Below are 17840 nucleotides of genomic sequence, written 5' to 3'. Positions count from 1 at the left end.
CTCCTAAAAGATATCGCTATCGTCACTGAAAATATCATCAAGTTCTTTATCGACTTTTATCCGAATCTCATGATCAATTTTGAGATTTAAATTAATGGTGATTGGCTCTTTAGCACTCACTTCAATTTTATGAGTACAAGCCGTAAATAAAAAAACTGCTAGCAGAGGTGCCAGTATTTTATCCATAAATGTTCCTTAATAACGAGGGTCTGTTGACCTTTCAGGGTTAAAATTTATTCAATTTAAAACCGGCTTAATCGCGGCGCGAGCTTGGTATCATAGTTATTCTATTAAAAAAGCGAGCAACAATGAATAAGTTCGTTTTAAATGAACCCAAAGGGCAGCACTTGTTTGAAATTTATACTACGTTATCGTATGTTCATGTAGCTAGCTACATTTACATACTCTGCCTTACCTAAATATCAAACATGTTGCTGTAAAAGTAATCTCGAAAGTTCAACAGCCCCTAATGTAAGCCTTTGATTAATTTGTTCTCAAAGTACTCGGTGATATTGAATGACTCTAACAAACCTAATAAGTCATAGCTAAGATTTAAATTTAAATTTACTTCATTATCTAAATCAGGATTTCTGCCCTTGATTTCGGTCACGAGCAACATATAACCGTCATCCGTCATTGATACGGCAGAAGTTAAATGATGATAGTGTAAGTTTTCCAAGGCAGCAAATGCCAAACTAAACTCTGTGCTACTGGCTTTTAGCCCTGCGACCGCAGAGTTATTATAAACTTGGATAAGGCCATCACCAACATTGTGTAAATGCCCGGCTTTAATAAGAAAATGTTCGCCATCATAATATAGAGGCAATTGCCCTGAAACCTTGCCAGTAACAACTATACCTTGCTTTTTATCTAACTCGAGTAGTTTTTCTAAGTCTATTTTAGTTAATTTAAGCTCTACGGCCAACGTTTTACTAAAAGGCCATTGTGCGTGAGCAATAGCAAAAGACCCGCCAAACAAATTACCTTGGCTATTTCTAGCAACCAGGCTTAGCTCACCTTGGACAAAATCAATAGCGATTTGCGTCGAAAATTGACTAATTACCGTGGCGGTTTCGATCTTGGCAATGGTCAGATTATTGACCGCATTAGCCTTACCTTTAACATCTGTAGCTATGGATGTTAGCTGACCATGTTGTAGCATAAATTGCTGTTGCCAGTTAAGTTCTTGCAGCCAAGTGCCATCTATTTCACCGCTAACATCCTTTACCGACAAAGCCAATAACATCTGATTAGCCATGAAATTTTCATTATTTTTAATTTGCCCTGATAAGTGGTAACTGAGTGTGCCATCAATAAGTTCCATCTCAATGGGCAGCTTTATTTTTAAGGCGAATAAGTCGGTAATTAGTAGCTCTTTGGCGAAGATCTCTATGCTGGGTTGACGTATATCACCGGTTAATTTTACCCTAGCAATGGCTAAGTTGTCGGCAATCACTTCGGCATGTATGACTATATTATCAACACTACCACTGACCTTAGTATTTAACTCAAGCCTGTTAATATGGATGATATTAGCAAGATGTAGCTGGCTTATCTGGTGGTTAATTTCCAACTCAAAAGTCACCCCCGCACTATTATTTAGCTGACTTTTCCGGTCATGCTTGGCAATAGCGACACTGCCTTGCCAGTGGCTAATAAGCGAGGTCACTATTGCTTTATTTTTTATTTTTTCTTGCTGACCCATACTTGATGGCAGGCTTAGCTGAGTTATTTCAATGGCCGTGTCTTCACCAAGCGTTACTTGCCAAAAGTCATTATGCTGTACCAGTGCACCGATAATATTTAGTTTTACCGGCTGCTTACTAAAAGGCGCTAATTGGCCAACATTTACTTGTCCTGTCAGTGAAAATTGCGCTTTTTGTAAGTTAACCGTTATTGCTGGCTTATCATGATAACTGAGTGCTAAATTATTGAGTGATAGTGTTAGTGGTGCATTGATATTGCTAGTGCTGATATTAAAGCCATCGCTTATAATACGCTGCTTGGTGAAATCTATCTTTACCGAGCCCCTTGGGCTCACACTTACCTCGTTAATAACATTATCGTTAAGGAAATTGAGTACTTGCGGAGAAATTCCTTGGGCAGAGAGTGTCTTAAGCAGCTGTGGTTGTTCAATAATTAGCTGTATTTTATTGTGCTGATAATTTGCTTGATTCTTATCATGAGTAAAATCCAAAGTTAAATTGCCAGCCGTGAATACTGATTGCCAAGCCAATGTTGCTTCGATCTCAATAGGCCCTGATTGGGCAAAGCCTTGCTCTGCTCGAAAAGAAAAATGACTGAGTGTATTTGCCATAGTCAAGACTTGCTGATGCCAGTCAATTTGGCTGTTAAACGCCCCCTTAACGGACCAAGATTCATTGTCTGCCGTCACTAATGGTGCGACTAATGCTGGCGGTAAAGCCGATTGATGCAGAGTCAAAAAAGTTCTCAAGCTGGCTAAATCAGTGTTTATGTTAGCGCTAAATCCTTGCTGCTTTCGCACGAGTTCAAGGACAAGAACAGACTCTTTTTTAGCGTTAGCTAGGGAAAAATGCAACTGCTCTGCTGTCGCTGATAATTGCCCTTGATAAATAGATTGCTGTTGATTGTATTGATTAGTGAAGACTTGATAACTAAATGCTTGGATATCAAGTTCGACTGGCACAGTAAACTCGACGATATCATTGAGTAACTGGCTAAGTTGAGCAGGAAACTCGTTAGATTTTTGCGCAGCTGAACGGGCTGGTAAAAAAATATCAGCCTTAGCACGCACATTAGCTGAGGCAATGTGTATCGCTGAAATAGCATCCGCTATTTTAGCCGCTGTTAAGTAGCTCGGTTCAAACTGCCACTCTATTCTGGTATTAATTAACTCTAGCTCAGCATAGGGAGTGTCAATACATAAGCGGCTAATCAACAGATCAAAATTGGCATTTATATTAAAATCTAGACACGTTATTGCACTATTATGCGGTGTTAGATAATTATTTACCATTGAAGTAACCACTGAACTACGGCTATAAAATACCGTACTAAGGGTAATAACAATGACTAAGCATATCGCCAAGGTAACTTTAAACAAACGCAATTATAATCCCTTACCATCAAATATGAATATGATAGATACACAGCTATTACATGACCCTAGTATCTTTTCTATCGAGTATATCAGCAAGTCATTATTACTAGGTTAGCATGCTAAACAAAAGAGTAAGCTCAATCGACTAGCGAAAAGATAACTCAATATACTGATTAACTTTGTCGTTATTCAGTCGTTGTGGCGATAGGTGGTCCACAATTTCCAGCGCTTGATGTACCTTAGACAACCCTATTTGATCATCCAAGGGTAAACCTGCAAATGATTGATCATTGATAGTATATTTAAGTAAAGCTAACACACCTTGCAGAGATGACTTAAAATCAGCCTTATGCTTCTGCTCTTCAACATTAGCTAGGATGTCCTTAGCGATATTTAATGCCGCAGTTAACGCAACTATGGTTTCACTTTCAGTGACTACATCATCACCTTGAGTTTCTTCATCAACATCCTCTTTATTCAAACGTTCAATAAAGTCGCCGATATAACTAGTTAAAGTGGTGGTGGACATTTTCTCGCTAACGGCACTATTTTGTTCATTGACAGTGTCACTAGTTAAAGCCGCATAATCACCTTTTGAAATCAGTCCAAATTGGTAAAGTTTTTCTTTTAACTTGCCAACATCATCTAATGTCAGCTGGGCACCGCTAAAAAACTCGCTACTAATGGCATTTATCTTTTGAGCCCTGCTTGATAAAAATAAATTATTAGTCGCTATGCCCGCAGAACCTTCACTTTTAACACTGTTTTCAGTATGATTTTCAATTATCGCTTCTATCTCAGAAGTATTTTGTTGAGCGACAGTTAAATTGTTATTAAATACGGAGCTATACAGGCCTAGACTATTGATCATTTGATAAATTCCACAATATATTGACACTTATATTGCAAGCAATTTACACACCACTTATTTTTGTCGCCTTAGTTACGCTAAAATCAGTTTAAATAAGCCTGGATGGATGACTGTTGATACTTAAATAAAAATCCCTGTGCTTACAAAACACCAAAAAAGACCACCATAAGTACTAGGTTCAAAACATAACAAAAGCTTTGCCTATTGTTGTAAATGCTTACTTTTGCTTTATAGTTAATTAAAAATCTACGTTATAAAAAACAAAGGATTACTGTGGACAACGCCTGCTTATTAAAAGACGAGTATTCATTAGCTAAAACGTGGCCACTATACCTTACTCTTTTTGTTAGCTCTGTGATTTCCAGTTACTTTTTATCGTCCATTTCCTGGCAAAGCCAAATTATTCCTATCTGGTTGCCTGCAGGTATCGCTTTGGTTGGCTGCTATCTATGGTGGTGGCGCTTTTTTCCTGCCGTATTCCTGGCATCCTATATTTTCAATTTTTCAGTAAACCCTAATTTTGACGCCGCAACTTTACTTTCAGTCACCTCGCTACAAAATGTGATGATAGCGAGTGGTGCGGGTCTGCAAGCTATGGTGGGCAGTGCCTTACTTAGATACTGGCTTGATAATCCACTCCGTCAATGGCACAACAAAAAAACACTTTATTTTATCTTTATTGTCGGTATTTTTGTTAACCTCATCTCTGCCAGTATCGGCGTTAGTGCGCTTGCTCTATTCAGTCCTCATTATGCTGTGGCAGACTTGCAGTTAAAGTTTATTTTTTGGTGGTTTGCTGACTCATTAGGCGTATTACTTGCCCTGCCTTTTATTCTGAGTTTACTTAACTTTCGTCAGGTAAAAACCGAGCAACGTAAAGCTAGGTGGATTATTCTCTATTCAGTCAGTGCTTTATTCATTATTATCATTTTACTGACCAAGTTTTTTATTACTAGCTCAAATATCCATGCCAATGAGTTAATCACCAAGGAAGTGAAAGTAATAGAAAACGGTATTTACCGACAAATAAGCAGTAGTATTGAGCAATTAAGTTTATTAGCGGAGTTTCTTCAACAAAATCCTGATGTCAGCCGTGCACAGTTCCATGCCTTTGTTTATAACCTCACTCGCAGCTCTAACACACTTAAAGCCATGTCATGGAACCCGCTAATTAAACAAAATGACAAACTTCAACATGAAAAAAAATTAACACAAATATACGATAAAAAAACCACTATTCGAGGCAAGCCGCTAGCCATTAATGACGATATTGTTTACGTGAAATTTATCAGTCCTGAGCAGAGTAACCGTAAAGCAATCGGCTTTAATGTCTATTCCAATCCATCACGAAAAAAGACTCTAGATAGCACCATGGTAAATTATCAACCGCAAGCCACCCCGATAATTCAACTGGTGCAATCTTTTAATAAAGAACCCGCATTTTTGTTGTTTTTTCCAGTCTTTGCGCAAACTATGCCAACAAAAAACACCGCCGATAAAAAATTAATTGGTTTTGCCACTGGGGTTTTTTTAGCAGAAAAAATTATTGCTAATGCGATTAGTGCTTCACAACAAAAACTCTTTCATTACCAACTGTATGAACAAAACAAAAACAAATGGTTTCTCTCCAATGCCACTGACAGTCAAATTAAGTCGACGGATATTAACCAGTATTTTAGCTATTCCTTCGATGTTGCCGGACAGACCTGGTATATCCATTTATTTGCTAAAAAAAGTTATTTAAACCAACAGCAACAGCAAGAATTCCTGCAGTTTTACTTACTACTGCTCGTCATTGCCACCACAATAGTTACCTCGCTGTTATTAATGCATAACAGGCAATTACAACTTAATCATCAAGTTGAGCAAAGGACAGAATCTTTACAAAAGGCGATGCAAGCGGCCAATTATGCCAATAAGGAAAAAAGTCAATTCATCGCCAATATGAGTCATAAAATAATAACACCAATGAACTCAGTGATTGGCTTCGCGCAACTTGCCAGAGCATCTAGCAACATGGAGGAAATAAAGTCCTACCTGCAACATATAGATGTTGCATCAGACTTACTTCTGCACATAGTAAATAACATTATTGATATCTCAAAAATTGAGTCAGAAAAGTTATATCTCACCGATGCAGCGTTTGATATGCATTTAGTTTTAACTCGGATTTACAGCTTATTTGAGGGTGAAGCCAGCACTAAAAAACTCCGTTGGCACTTAATAGATAATATCCCTGCAGACATGACATTTTTAGGCGATCAAACACGCATAGAACAAATTTTAATAAATCTATGTGGTAACGCGATGAAATTCACCCACAGTGGTGATGTATCCATGAGCGCTGAGTTACTTGCAGTTACCGATAATAAAGCGCATCTGTCGATAAAAGTAAAAGACACAGGTATTGGCATTACGGCAGAAGGTATTGAACAATTATTTAAACCCTTCACCCAAGCGGACGATGCCACATCTCGTGGCTTTGCTGGCACAGGTTTAGCTTTAACTATTGCTAAGAAACTGAGCCAATTAATGGCAGGAGATCTATCGGTAGCAAGTAAAGTAGGAACTGGTACTAGCTTTATTTTTACTTGCTGGCTGCCTCTGACGAGCACCAAGCCTAAAGCAACAGTGTTCAGCCATCATTCATGGCAACCGTTAGTCAGACAAAATGAAGAAAGTCGACAAGGTAATGTAGGACTAACAACTCAGCCTGCTAGCTACCCTGATGAAATCTCGGTCTTAAAAGTATTGGTTGCTGAAGATAATCGTATCAACCAAAAACTCATCAAGACCATACTGACTAAGCTAGGGATTGATGCTGTGATGGTCGAAAATGGCCAATTGGCTATCGATTACTTACAGCGTGAGTCGGTGGATGTTATTTTAATGGATTGTCAGATGCCAGTTTTAGATGGCTATCAAGCAACAAAAAAAATAAGAGCTATGCCTGAATATGCTGATTTACCTATTTTTGCTTTAACGGCTGATGTTGATAGCCGTAGTAAAGAAAAAGCTCTGTCAGTAGGTTTTACTAAACACCTAGCCAAACCCATTAACATTGAACAATTAACCGCCTACTTGCTTGAAGTAAGTAAAGTCGTCATCAGCAAATACAATAACTTCAAATAAGTAATTTATAACTAAAGACGCCGCTTAAAAGTAATTTTTAAACGGCGTTCTTTCTTTAAAAAAACAATTGCTAATTAACGCTATCTAACTAATATTTCCACACTCTAGCTATTCCTTATTAAACATCTTGGCGAATAAGATAATCAAAAGCTCCTAGGGCGGCAGTGGCGCCACTGCCCATAGCGATAATAATTTGCTTATATGGGCTATCGGTAACATCCCCAGCGGCAAAGACACCCGCTATTGACGTTTCACCACGACTGCCGACGATAATTTCACCGCGATTAGTTAGCTCTATATCACCTTGTAAAAACTCACTGTTCGGCATCAAGCCTATTTGTACAAAAATACCGGCTAATGCTAGCTCATGATTTTCACCCGTGCTGCGATCAGTGTAACTCAAGCTAGTGACTCGCTTACCATCACCTAACACTTCAGTCGTTTGCGCATGAGTAATAATCGTTATATTGCTTAATGAGTTCGCTTTTCTCACTAATACGTCATCAGCGCGTAAGCGGTCAGCAAATTCTAATACCGTCACATGTTCAACAAGACCGGCTAAATCAATGGCCGCTTCAATGCCTGAATTACCGCCGCCAATAACCGCTACTCGCTTGCCTTTAAATAATGGCCCGTCACAATGCGGACAATAGGCCACACCTTTACCACGATATTCATGTTCACCCGGCACATCCATTTCACGCCAGCGCGCTCCCGTCGCTAAGACTACCGTTTTACTACTCAATACCGCGCCATTTGCTAAGCTAACGTCAATTAAACCGGTCTCTTCATTACGCTTCACTTGGCTGGCTTTATTCCCACTCATGATATCAACATCATAATCTCGAACATGTTCTTCTAAACTGGCAACCAGTTTTGGTCCTTGGGTGGCTTTTACCGAAATAAAGTTTTCAATCGCTAGGGTATCGCTAACTTGCCCACCAAACTGGTCAGCGACCAAGCCAGTATTAATGCCTTTTCGTGCCGCATAAATTGCCGCTGCCGCACCTGCTGGCCCACCACCCACCACTAAAAAGTCATAGACTGCTTTATTCTCCAGCGCTTTGGCTTGACGAGCAGCAGAATTTTTATCGACCTTGTTTAAAATATCCGTTAATGATATTCGTCCTTGGCTAAATGACTCGCCATTTAAATAAACACTGGGTACCGCCATGATATCGCGATCAAATACTTCGGTTTGAAATAGCGCACCATCAATCATGGTATGTTTTATTTGCGGATTTATCGCCGCCATCATATTTAAGGCTTGCACTACATCGGGACAGTTTTGACAGCTTAATGAGATATAAGTTTCAAATTCGAACTCACCTTCAAGGTTACGCACTTGTTCTATTTGCTCCGCATCAAGTTTTAACGGATGTGAGCCACTGTGTAATAACGCCATCACCAGTGAGGTAAATTCATGGCCCATAGGTAAGCCAGCAAAACGTATTTCACTCTTGCTAGCAACACTACGCACTAACATAGAAGGGATTCTTTCCTTGCTCGCTTGGGCAGTATTATTGCCATCAATGGCGGTAACTAACGGTGATAACTCAGCAATTTGATTTACTAATTGGCTAAGTTCTTTTGCCTTAGGACTTTCATCAGTAAAGGTGACTAGCTCGACTGGTGTTTTTAAATTGTCTAAATAACTTTTTAATTGTGCTTGTAGATTTGCGTCTAACATAATGACCTCTGAAATATTTACTGGGAAGTGGAAAAGTAATAAGGGAAATAAACTTTGTAGGTTTTAGAGAGTATTAGTAGCGGCTCAACATCCATGTTTCGCTATTGTTTGAGTTAAATTAGCATTAAATGACGCTTATTCGAGGCGTGAAGCATGAGCATAGCTTGCCTATGTGATTGCTGAACAACAAAGAATAAGTGCCATTTAAACTAATTAAAAAACATAACTAATACTTTAGATTTTGCCTACTAAGTCTAGTGATGGCGCTAGAGTATCTGCACCTGGTTGCCATGCTGCTGGACATACTTCACCATCATGCTCTGCTACATATTGCGCGGCTTTAATTTTTCGAAGTAATTCAACTGCGCTACGGCCTATACCTAGGTCATGTACTTCAGCAATTTTGATTTCACCTTCAGGGTTAATCACAAACGTACCACGAAGTGCTAAACCTTCGGCTTCAATCATGACACCGAAGTTACGAGTAATTGCGCCCGTTGGGTCACCAATCATAGGATATTGGATTTTTTTAATGGTATCTGAAACGTCATGCCATGCTTTATGAGTAAAGTGGGTATCCGTTGATACTGAGTAAACTTCAACACCCATTTTTTGCAATTCTGCGTAGTGGTCTGCCATGTCACCTAATTCGGTAGGACAAACAAAAGTAAAATCAGCCGGGTAGAAGAAAAATACTGACCATTTACCGGCAACATCTTTTTCGCTTAATTCAACAAACTCGCCATTGTGAAAAGCGGTAGCGTTAAAAGGTAGTAATTTAGTATTAATAATTGATTGGTTCATAATGAACTCCCGTTAAGTGTAGTAATGATGTTGGAAACGTTTGCTCGATAAAGAGTTAAAGCGTTTCCTGAAGACGGGAGAATAATAGCGCCGAGGCTTAAATTAGTATAATCGATAGTATTTATCAGCTTGATAGGTAAAACCTATCGAATAAGCAGTTATTTTACATCTTGAAAAGTCATACAGAATAAGAATAGGTGATTAGCATAATATTCTAGGTAAGCAATCAGCAAATAAAATTGCTCTCTTAGGATCACTTCTACCACCAAGAAATCATTAACACTGATCTGTTTTTTATTGGCATTGATTAGAAGCTAAGGGTTACTGTTACCACAAAATCGTCTTTTTTTGTTGTTCAAAATCACCCGACCAAACTCACACTTACGATACGTCAGCGGACGTTACGATTTAATGTCAAAGAGTTATAGCTTCGACAAAGCGGTCATTTACTCCTTTGCTCAATGTACTAACCAAATATGCACCTAAAACAGGCTCCTTGAGGACGGGTGACATAGACTAAATCGCCGCCATGATTAACCATGATTTGTCGTGAAAGGCTTAACCCTATACCCGAGCCCTGCTGCTTGGTGGTAAAAAAGGGCACAAAAATCATCTCGACTACATGGCTTGCTATGCCAGCGCCATTGTCAGCCACTTCAATATAGAGTTGCTGAGCACTATTTTTCGCTACGATTAAGGTTATTTCACCTTGCACAACATCGCTTTCGCCCAAATCAACTTGTTGATTTTTAAAAGTCACTACTGCCTCAATGGCATTTTTAACAAGGTTGATAAGTACTTGCTCTATTTGTCCGCTATCTAACATCACTAACTGCTGACTTTGGCTATCAATAGTTAAGGTAATATTATGCTCGGCGAGTTGCTGCAGATGTAATAGTTGCGTACGCGCTATAATTTCTCCCAGCTGAGTTGGCGCTAAGTTTGGCATAGCTAAGCAGCTAATTTGCCTAAAACTGGCAATAAACTCACCTAAATATTGGGTACGTGATGCTATGGTGTTAAGCGCTAAGTTTAAGTCTTCTTTACTTTCTTCATCAACAAAGCACAAGTTTGCTGGCATAAGTCCCAGGCAGGTTTGGGCAATAGAAGCTAGTGGCGTTATGCTATTAGCAACTTCATGGGTAAGTACACGGGTTAAGCGTTTATAAGCTTGTTGCTCTTTATTCAATAACATTTCATGAATCGATTGTAGGGTAATAATTTTACGTTGCTGCCCTTGAATTTCAGCAACACTCACTTGTAACGTTAAGGTGTCTAGTTGTTCTCCGCGTAGCCACTGCACTGTACTATGTAAGTTTTTTTCTACCGCCAAAGCCATGGTACCGATATGACTAAGTTCACTAAGGTGAGTGGCTGTTTTACCCAGTAACCTGGCCACCGCAGGATTAGACTCAATTATGTTGCCTTGCGCGTCGGACACGATAACAGCAAGGTCGATATGCACTAATAAAGCTTTTAAAAACTCACTTTTTTGCTCGGCATTAAAGCGCGCCTGCTGCATTTGTTTTTTTACCTGTTCAAGATGCTGACGCATTGGATGCTGAGCACTAAAACCTAAGGTATTGTCACCATTTGCAAGGGCTCTTATCACTTGAAAAACCTGCCGGTTTTGGCGTTTAAATAAGGACAACAAAGATGCCAGTAGTGCAACTGTTACCACCAGTAATAGCAACCAAGCGGGAGATATACCTGCGCTGATATACATGCCTGTCAGTAGCATAATACAAACCATTATGCCAACAAGATTGATACTCAATAAGATCAGTGGTCGATTATTTATGTAATTCATAGCACATCATTTTTTGCTTAAGTTCAGTAAGATATTTGCGGCCCGTTCAAGCCATTCACTTTTACTTGGCTTATCAAAGACCATATTTATCCAAACGTCGATACATAGCTCCTCGTGTTAGGCCAAGTGCTTTAGCTGCTTGACTAACATTGCCCTGATGATGTTTGAGAGCAGCACGAACAGCCCGCTGTTCTAAGGTCTCTAAATTAAAAGTATCGTAGTCATTATCATGTGTTGTAGAGCCGCCCTTGCCTAGTTCAAAGGCATTAGTCGCTACATTTAGCTGAGCTAACTCAGTGCCTACCACGGAACGAATATCCAATACATCATCATCAGTTAAAATGACAGCTCGTTCAATGGCATGAGCAAGCTCTCTGACATTACCAGGCCAGGTATAGCGACAAAGAGCGCGCATATCCTCAGGGGCAATAGTTAACTGCCTTTTATATTTATGACTAAAGTGATCGAGGTAATAGGTTGCCAGTAAGGGGATATCATCAACTCGCTCCCGTAATGGCGGTAAACGTATTTCCACGGTATTGATACGATAAAGTAAGTCTTGTCTAAAACGATTGTCCCGCACCGCTTGTGGCAAATCATCATTAGTCGCACAAATCAGTCGAATATCAACGTCTATGGTTTTAATACCGCCGATAGGGGTGATCTGACGATTTTGCAATGCCGCTAATAAGGTGGTTTGTTCGCTTATCGGTAAATTACCCAATTCATCTAAAAATAAACTCCCGCCATGGGCAAGTTCAAAACGCCCTACGCGGTCGGCTTTAGCATCGGTGAAAGCACCTTTTTTATGACCAAATAGCTCGCTTTCAAATAAACTTGCTGCAATAGCGCCCATGTCTAAACTAATAAAAGCCTGCTCACTACGCTTACTCGCTAGATGTATAGCATGAGCTGCCAGCTCTTTTCCCGTACCACTTTCACCGGTAATTAAAATATTAGCATCGGTTTTCGCCGCTTTTTCTATGGTGTAAAATACGGCTTGCATGGCGGCGCTTTGTCCTAAAAAATCAAACTTTTGCCCGCTAAGTGCCTGATTTAATCCTTTTGTTTGACGCGTAAGTTTACCGACTTGTTGCTTATCCCTTGCATGAGAAAAAGCCGCGGCAATTACCGCTAATAACTGTTCATTTCGCCACGGTTTGGCAATAAAATCAGCGGCGCCAGCTTTGATGGCATCTACGGCTAACTTAATGTCGCCATAGGCAGTCATCAACACCACCACCACAGACGGGTCTTGGGCAATAATTTTCTTCAGCCAATAAAAACCTTCCTGACCACTGATGGCATCACGGTTAAAGTTCATATCGAGCAATATCACTTCTATTTGTTGCTCGTTAAGTGTTTTACCAATATCAAAAGGATTATCAGTAGTAACGACTGTTTGATAATGCTGTTTAAGCAATAACTGCATTGCGACTAAAATATCAGGATTATCATCAACAACTAAAATTGAGCCCGCTTGCTTCATTTTTATGATCCATTTTTTACACTTTTTTTTAGTCTATCTTACTTATCATTAACTCGTCTAGCAAAATAGCGTCCATAAATGGACAGTTTGTTTTAGCGGTACTGTTCTATAAGTGGACACTATATCTTACCTTTTTAATCATAAAAACATTAAGTTACTGTTTTATATTACTTAATTATTTTGGCACAAGTCTTGTATTAACTAGAGAGCAGCAGTGACAATTAAGACAAATCAAGCTAACCCTAAGTTAGTAGGAAAACGCTCTATGGATATTTTGATGGATAACTATTATGGATAAAAAGATAACTAGATCGATACTGCAAAGGTATTTAAAACCTAGTCTGATTGGCATAATTATTTTTGTCATAGCAGCCGCTGCCTATGGCTTTAGCCAGTCTACTACGGGTGGCCGCAGCCATAACTTAGCCCTCAATAGCATCACCATAAGTCAGGTCAGCCAAGGTGCATTCATCGATGCCTTGAGTCTACGTGGGCAGGTGGTACCAAAAACAACGATTTACCTAGACACCGCAACCGGCGGTCAGGTCGAAGAACGCCTAGTTGAACAAGGTGAGTATGTCGAGCAAGGTCAACCCTTAGTGCGATTGAGCAATACCAACTTGCAACTCGATGTTATGGGGCGTGAGGCACAAGTCACCGAACAACTGAATTTTTTACGGAATACTCAAATGAACATGGCAACAAGCCGGTTAAACTTACGTCGGGATTTACTAGAAATTAATCTACAAATAAGCCATTTAACACGGCGTTTAAAACAATCTGCACTTTTAGTGAGCAAAGGTGTGCTCGCTAAGGATCAATTAACAGAGATCAGAGACAATCTCACTTATTATAAAGCTAGACAAGAACTTACCTTAGAGCGACAACAGCAAGAAAATAGCATTCGCAAGGTACAGGTTGAACAACTAGAAGAAAGCGCAATAATGCTAGAAAAAAATCTGACTTTTGCCCGCTCTAACCTCGAAAACTTGCTAATAAAAGCACCTATTTCGGGTTATTTAAGTGAGTTTAATGTCGAAATAGGTGAGTCAAAAGAACGTGGTGCCCGCCTGGGGCAAATAGATATTCCCAATGAATATAAATTAGTAATACGCCTTGATGAATATTATTTGAACCAGGTACAACGAGGTTTAGCCGTTATGGTTAAGCTTGACATCGGCACAGTGACAGCAAAAGTCAGCAAGATAGATAGCCGAGTCCGCCAATCACAATTTCAAATTGAAGTCGATCTACCCGAAGGTACTGGCAGTATAAAGCGCGGCCAAAGCATTGATATTGAACTAATGATTGGTGGCAACAGAGACAATGCCTTACTGCTTAATCGCGGTGCTTTTTTTAGCAGTAGTGGTGGTAATTGGGTTTACCTAATAGCGAAAGACGGCAGTAGCGCAGTACGTCGAAATATTAGTCTAGGAAAAAAGAACCAACACTATTTTGAAGTGTTGTCAGGATTAGCGTTAGGCGATCGGGTGATCACCTCAAGCTATGGCAACTTCGATAAAGCGCAACAATTGCAATTAAATTAATTTACATGAAATTACATCAAGGGAATAATAATAATGATTAAAATAACTAATTTAAGCCGGGTATTTCGTACCTTAGATTTAGAAACAACTGCACTGAGCAATATTAATTTAACCGTAAATGACGGCGAGTTTGTTGCCATCATGGGGCCTTCTGGCTGTGGTAAATCAACCTTATTATCTATTTTGGGTATGTTAGATTCAGCCACAAGTGGCTGTTTCGAATTTGCTGGCACTGATATTGCTGGTTTCAATGAAAAACAATTAGCCCAAGTTCGTAAAACCTCCATTGGTTTTGTTTTTCAAAGTTTTAATTTAATTGATGAGTTAACGGTTTTTGAGAATGTTGAATTGCCACTGCAGTATCAAAACATTGCCAAGGCCGAACGTAAACAGCGGGTAGAGGCGATTTTAAAACGTGTTGCCATAGATCATCGAAGCGATCATTTCCCTCAGCAACTCTCTGGCGGTCAACAACAGCGGGTGGCAGTAGCGCGAGCCTTGGTCGGCAAACCAAAATTAATATTAGCCGATGAACCAACCGGTAATCTGGACTCAAAAAATGGCGATGAAATAATGGCGATGTTACGTGAATTAAATAAAGCCGGCACTACCGTTATTATGGTCACTCACTCTGAAAAAGAGGCTAACTATGCCGACCGTTTAGTGCGCTTATTTGATGGTCAAATCATGCTTGATAAAGCGACTCAAGTATCACAGACAGCCGAGGTTGCTTAACATGGTCATAAATTATTTTGTTACGGCAGTGCGCGCGATAAGAAATGATAAGCAACATTTTTTTCTTAATGTCATAGGTTTAAGTATAGGCTTAGCTGCAGCCATTTTAATGGCGTTATTTGCTCAGCATGAATTGTCCTATGACAAACACCAGCCCGATAGTGAGCGGGTATACCTTGCCCACACTGATTGGTCCTCGATAGGGTTACAGGTAATTTCACAGAGTAATTATAAAAATGCCGAAACATTGAAAAACCATAGTCAGGTAGAAGATATATTTAGATTAGTAAAGTCGGATGATCTCAGCCGACTTAATCTAGCGGTGAGTAAACTAGTACAAGTGGATAGCAATGATTATCGGCTGAACAACTTTTATAGCGCAAGCACTAATATTCTCGACTTTATTGCCTTGGATATTGTCGCTGGTGATATCACTCAGGCATTAACACAACCGAATCAATTGGTATTAAGTGAATCAGAGGCATTACGCTTGTTTGGCGAGTCTCAAGTGGTTGGTCGCACCTTAAAACATCAGCAAGGCCAATATACTATCGGCGCTATTTTTAAGGATTTAGCACAGAATAGCCATGTTCAGTTTGATAGCTTGATTCATATGCCAGCTAAGTTTATCCACGAGGGCCAAGGTTATGCTTATTACAAACTTTTAGCCAATACCGACATAGCAGATTTTGAGCAACAAATGACCGCTGTGTTAAACCGATCACAGGGGAATAGCGCGATTACCATGAGCTTAATAAACATGGAAGATATGCACTTAAAAAGCAATGGGCCTTTTCTGATGAAAGAAAGTGGCTCATCGTCAGTATTGAAAATATGCATTGCTTTGAGTGTTATGTTGATCGTGATTGCCAGTATCAATTTTATCAACCTCAATATTGCCCAATCGGCAAAACGCGCTAAAGAAGTAGGTGTTCGTAAGGCCTTGGGTGCAACCAAGGCACAGTTGGTTTTTCAGTTTCTTACTGAATCATTGCTAGTGGTTGCCTTGGCCGCTTTACTGGCATTTGCCATGGTCGAGTTTGCCTTACCCTACTTTAATCAGCTGATGGGCAGTGAGCTCAGTTTGATTTACGCTTCTGAGTTCATGTTAATATCCGTGATGGTGATATTAACCGTGGGTTTGTTATCTGGGCTTTATCCTGCGCTCTTTATTGCCTCTTTTAGTGCAAAAAGAGTGCTTAGTGGTGATTTAGTACGTGGTGCTACCGCTGTTTTTGTTAGAAAGCTAACCTTGTGTTTACAGGCTGCTTTATCTGTTGGTTTAATTATTGCCTTGATTTCTTTATCTCAGCAGATGAGTCTGATAGATAGTTTAGCGATTGGTTATGAGAAATCATCACGTTTGGTGATAAAAGAGCTACCGGCTGATGCCTTGTATAGAAAAGAAAATAACAGTTTATTGACGGCTATTAGACATTTACCTGGGGTTGAGCAAGTTACATTGTCTAGTCTCGACTTAACCAATGATATTAATGGCGGTTTGTTTTTTACTTGGCCAAATGGGGAAACGTTAACTGGTCCTCAACCTACGGTGGTCACTGGTTATTATGCGGTTGAAACCTTAGGACTGACACTGCTGGCCGGTAGAGACTTCTCGCCGAAATTTAGTGGTGACTGGTATCAGATTGATGATGAAAAAAATAGCACAGTCGGCATATTAGTCAGTCGTAGCATGGTGGAATTAGCCGGTTATCCATCGCCAGAGTCAGTTATTGGCCTAACATTGATGGACACAAATTCTAAACTGACCGCTAAAGTGGTTGGCGTTATCGAAAATGTTAAAATTGGCTCGGCTCGGCAACAGGCATTGCCAATATCCTTTAACTTGGGATTTGACGACCTCTTTAGCACAGGTCATATCATCATTAAGGCAAACAATACCAACATGGCTAAACTAAGCAGCCAAGTTCGTCAGCTAATACGCCAAGAGTTACATTTAAATGACGTGAAAATAACCACGCTTGCTGATGATTATGCCAACGCCCATAAAAACGAACATCTAGCTTTAGAAATGGTTAGCGTTTTTAGTCTATTAGCTATTTTCCTTACCTGTTTAGGCACGTTTGGCTTGGCTTCCTTTGCTACCCTGCGCCGTCAAAAAGAAGTAGCCATGCGTAAAGTACTTGGTGCTTCACGTTTGAGTATCGTCAATTTACTCGCCAAAGAATTCCTAATTTTGGTGACAATAAGTATTGTTATCGCCTATCCACTCAGTTACTGGCTAATAGGTGATTGGTTGGCAAATTTTAATGATCGTATCGAGCAAGCCCTTTGGGTTTATCTGCTAGCAGCCGCTTTTATTACCGGCATTACCTGGCTGACTGTGGCAAGCCTTGCTTTTAAAGCCGCAAGTACCCGACCTTCGCTGATATTACGTCATGAATAGCCATTTTATTAATGGAAGTTCCGATTTATCAATCTAGCGTGTTCGCTTTTTAATAAGAGCATTAAACGGAAAAACAGATAATTGGACTCCCTCACTTCATAAAAAGTGAGGTAATATAAAAGTTACCACACAAATATATTATAAAGAGTCCTGATATGTATCGTACCAAAGTTGGCGTTGATTTAGCAAAAGCGCTAAATCACCAGACACCCACTCAAAATAATTAATACCTAATATCAATTAATCTGCGTTACTGATTTGCATTGAGCAGAG

11 protein-coding genes are annotated in these 17840 nt (G+C 39.7%); 4 read left to right on the top strand and 7 right to left on the bottom strand.

What is annotated here, in order from left to right; all coding sequences use genetic code 11:
* Positions 1-3: 3 nt before the first annotated feature.
* The 3 genes from MTCD1_RS11490 to MTCD1_RS11480 all read right to left on the bottom strand — a co-directional run bounded on the left by MTCD1_RS11490 (position 4) and on the right by MTCD1_RS11480 (position 3953).
* Complete coding sequence (locus MTCD1_RS11490; RefSeq protein ID WP_057182871.1) at positions 4-186, bottom strand: YnbE family lipoprotein; 183 nt, start codon at positions 184-186, stop codon at positions 4-6.
* A gap of 280 nt (positions 187-466) precedes the next feature.
* Positions 467-3091: an intermembrane phospholipid transport protein YdbH family protein gene (locus MTCD1_RS11485; protein ID WP_057182872.1), complete on the bottom strand. Its 2625-nt coding sequence runs from the start codon at positions 3089-3091 to the stop codon at positions 467-469.
* Between the two features lie 136 nt (positions 3092-3227).
* Entirely contained in the window at positions 3228-3953 is a 726-nt protein-coding gene (locus MTCD1_RS11480; protein WP_057182874.1) for a hypothetical protein, read from the bottom strand.
* A 273-nt stretch (positions 3954-4226) separates the two neighbouring features.
* On the opposite strand from MTCD1_RS11480, the gene MTCD1_RS11475 reads away from it, so the two are divergent.
* Positions 4227-7085, top strand: coding sequence for a CHASE domain-containing protein (locus tag MTCD1_RS11475; RefSeq protein ID WP_057182876.1), 2859 nt, complete (start codon positions 4227-4229; stop codon positions 7083-7085).
* A gap of 118 nt (positions 7086-7203) precedes the next feature.
* Here MTCD1_RS11475 and ahpF read toward each other — a convergent pair whose 3' ends face one another.
* The 4 genes from ahpF to MTCD1_RS11455 all read right to left on the bottom strand — a co-directional run bounded on the left by ahpF (position 7204) and on the right by MTCD1_RS11455 (position 12878).
* Entirely contained in the window at positions 7204-8775 is a 1572-nt protein-coding gene (gene ahpF / locus MTCD1_RS11470; RefSeq protein ID WP_057182878.1) for an alkyl hydroperoxide reductase subunit F, read from the bottom strand.
* Positions 8776-9009: 234 nt separating this feature from the next.
* The gene (gene ahpC / locus MTCD1_RS11465) at positions 9010-9579 is read right to left on the bottom strand and encodes an alkyl hydroperoxide reductase subunit C (RefSeq protein ID WP_057182880.1); all 570 of its coding nucleotides are present in this window, start codon (positions 9577-9579) and stop codon (positions 9010-9012) included.
* Positions 9580-10045: 466 nt separating this feature from the next.
* A complete protein-coding gene (locus tag MTCD1_RS11460; protein WP_057182882.1) occupies positions 10046-11389 on the bottom strand; it encodes a sensor histidine kinase in 1344 nt (447 codons plus the stop codon).
* 73 nt (positions 11390-11462) lie between these two features.
* The gene (locus tag MTCD1_RS11455; protein WP_057182884.1) at positions 11463-12878 is read right to left on the bottom strand and encodes a sigma-54-dependent transcriptional regulator; all 1416 of its coding nucleotides are present in this window, start codon (positions 12876-12878) and stop codon (positions 11463-11465) included.
* Positions 12879-13168: 290 nt separating this feature from the next.
* Between MTCD1_RS11455 and MTCD1_RS11450 the strand changes: the two genes are divergently transcribed.
* Genes MTCD1_RS11450 through MTCD1_RS11440 form a run of 3 tightly spaced genes read left to right on the top strand, consistent with a single transcriptional unit; the run spans position 13169 to position 17567 of the window.
* Positions 13169-14425: an efflux RND transporter periplasmic adaptor subunit gene (locus MTCD1_RS11450; protein WP_057182886.1), complete on the top strand. Its 1257-nt coding sequence runs from the start codon at positions 13169-13171 to the stop codon at positions 14423-14425.
* 33 nt (positions 14426-14458) lie between these two features.
* Positions 14459-15160 carry an ABC transporter ATP-binding protein gene (locus MTCD1_RS11445; RefSeq protein ID WP_057182888.1) on the top strand — a complete coding sequence of 234 codons (702 nt, stop codon included), beginning with the start codon at positions 14459-14461 and terminating at the stop codon, positions 15158-15160.
* A 1-nt stretch (position 15161) separates the two neighbouring features.
* The gene (locus MTCD1_RS11440) at positions 15162-17567 is read left to right on the top strand and encodes an ABC transporter permease (protein WP_057182890.1); all 2406 of its coding nucleotides are present in this window, start codon (positions 15162-15164) and stop codon (positions 17565-17567) included.
* Positions 17568-17840: the final 273 nt, after the last annotated feature.

The organism is Colwellia marinimaniae (assembly GCF_002207865.1).
Classification (GTDB): Bacteria; Pseudomonadota; Gammaproteobacteria; order Enterobacterales; family Alteromonadaceae; genus Colwellia; species Colwellia marinimaniae.
This window is presented reverse-complemented; position numbering and strand designations above follow the sequence as displayed.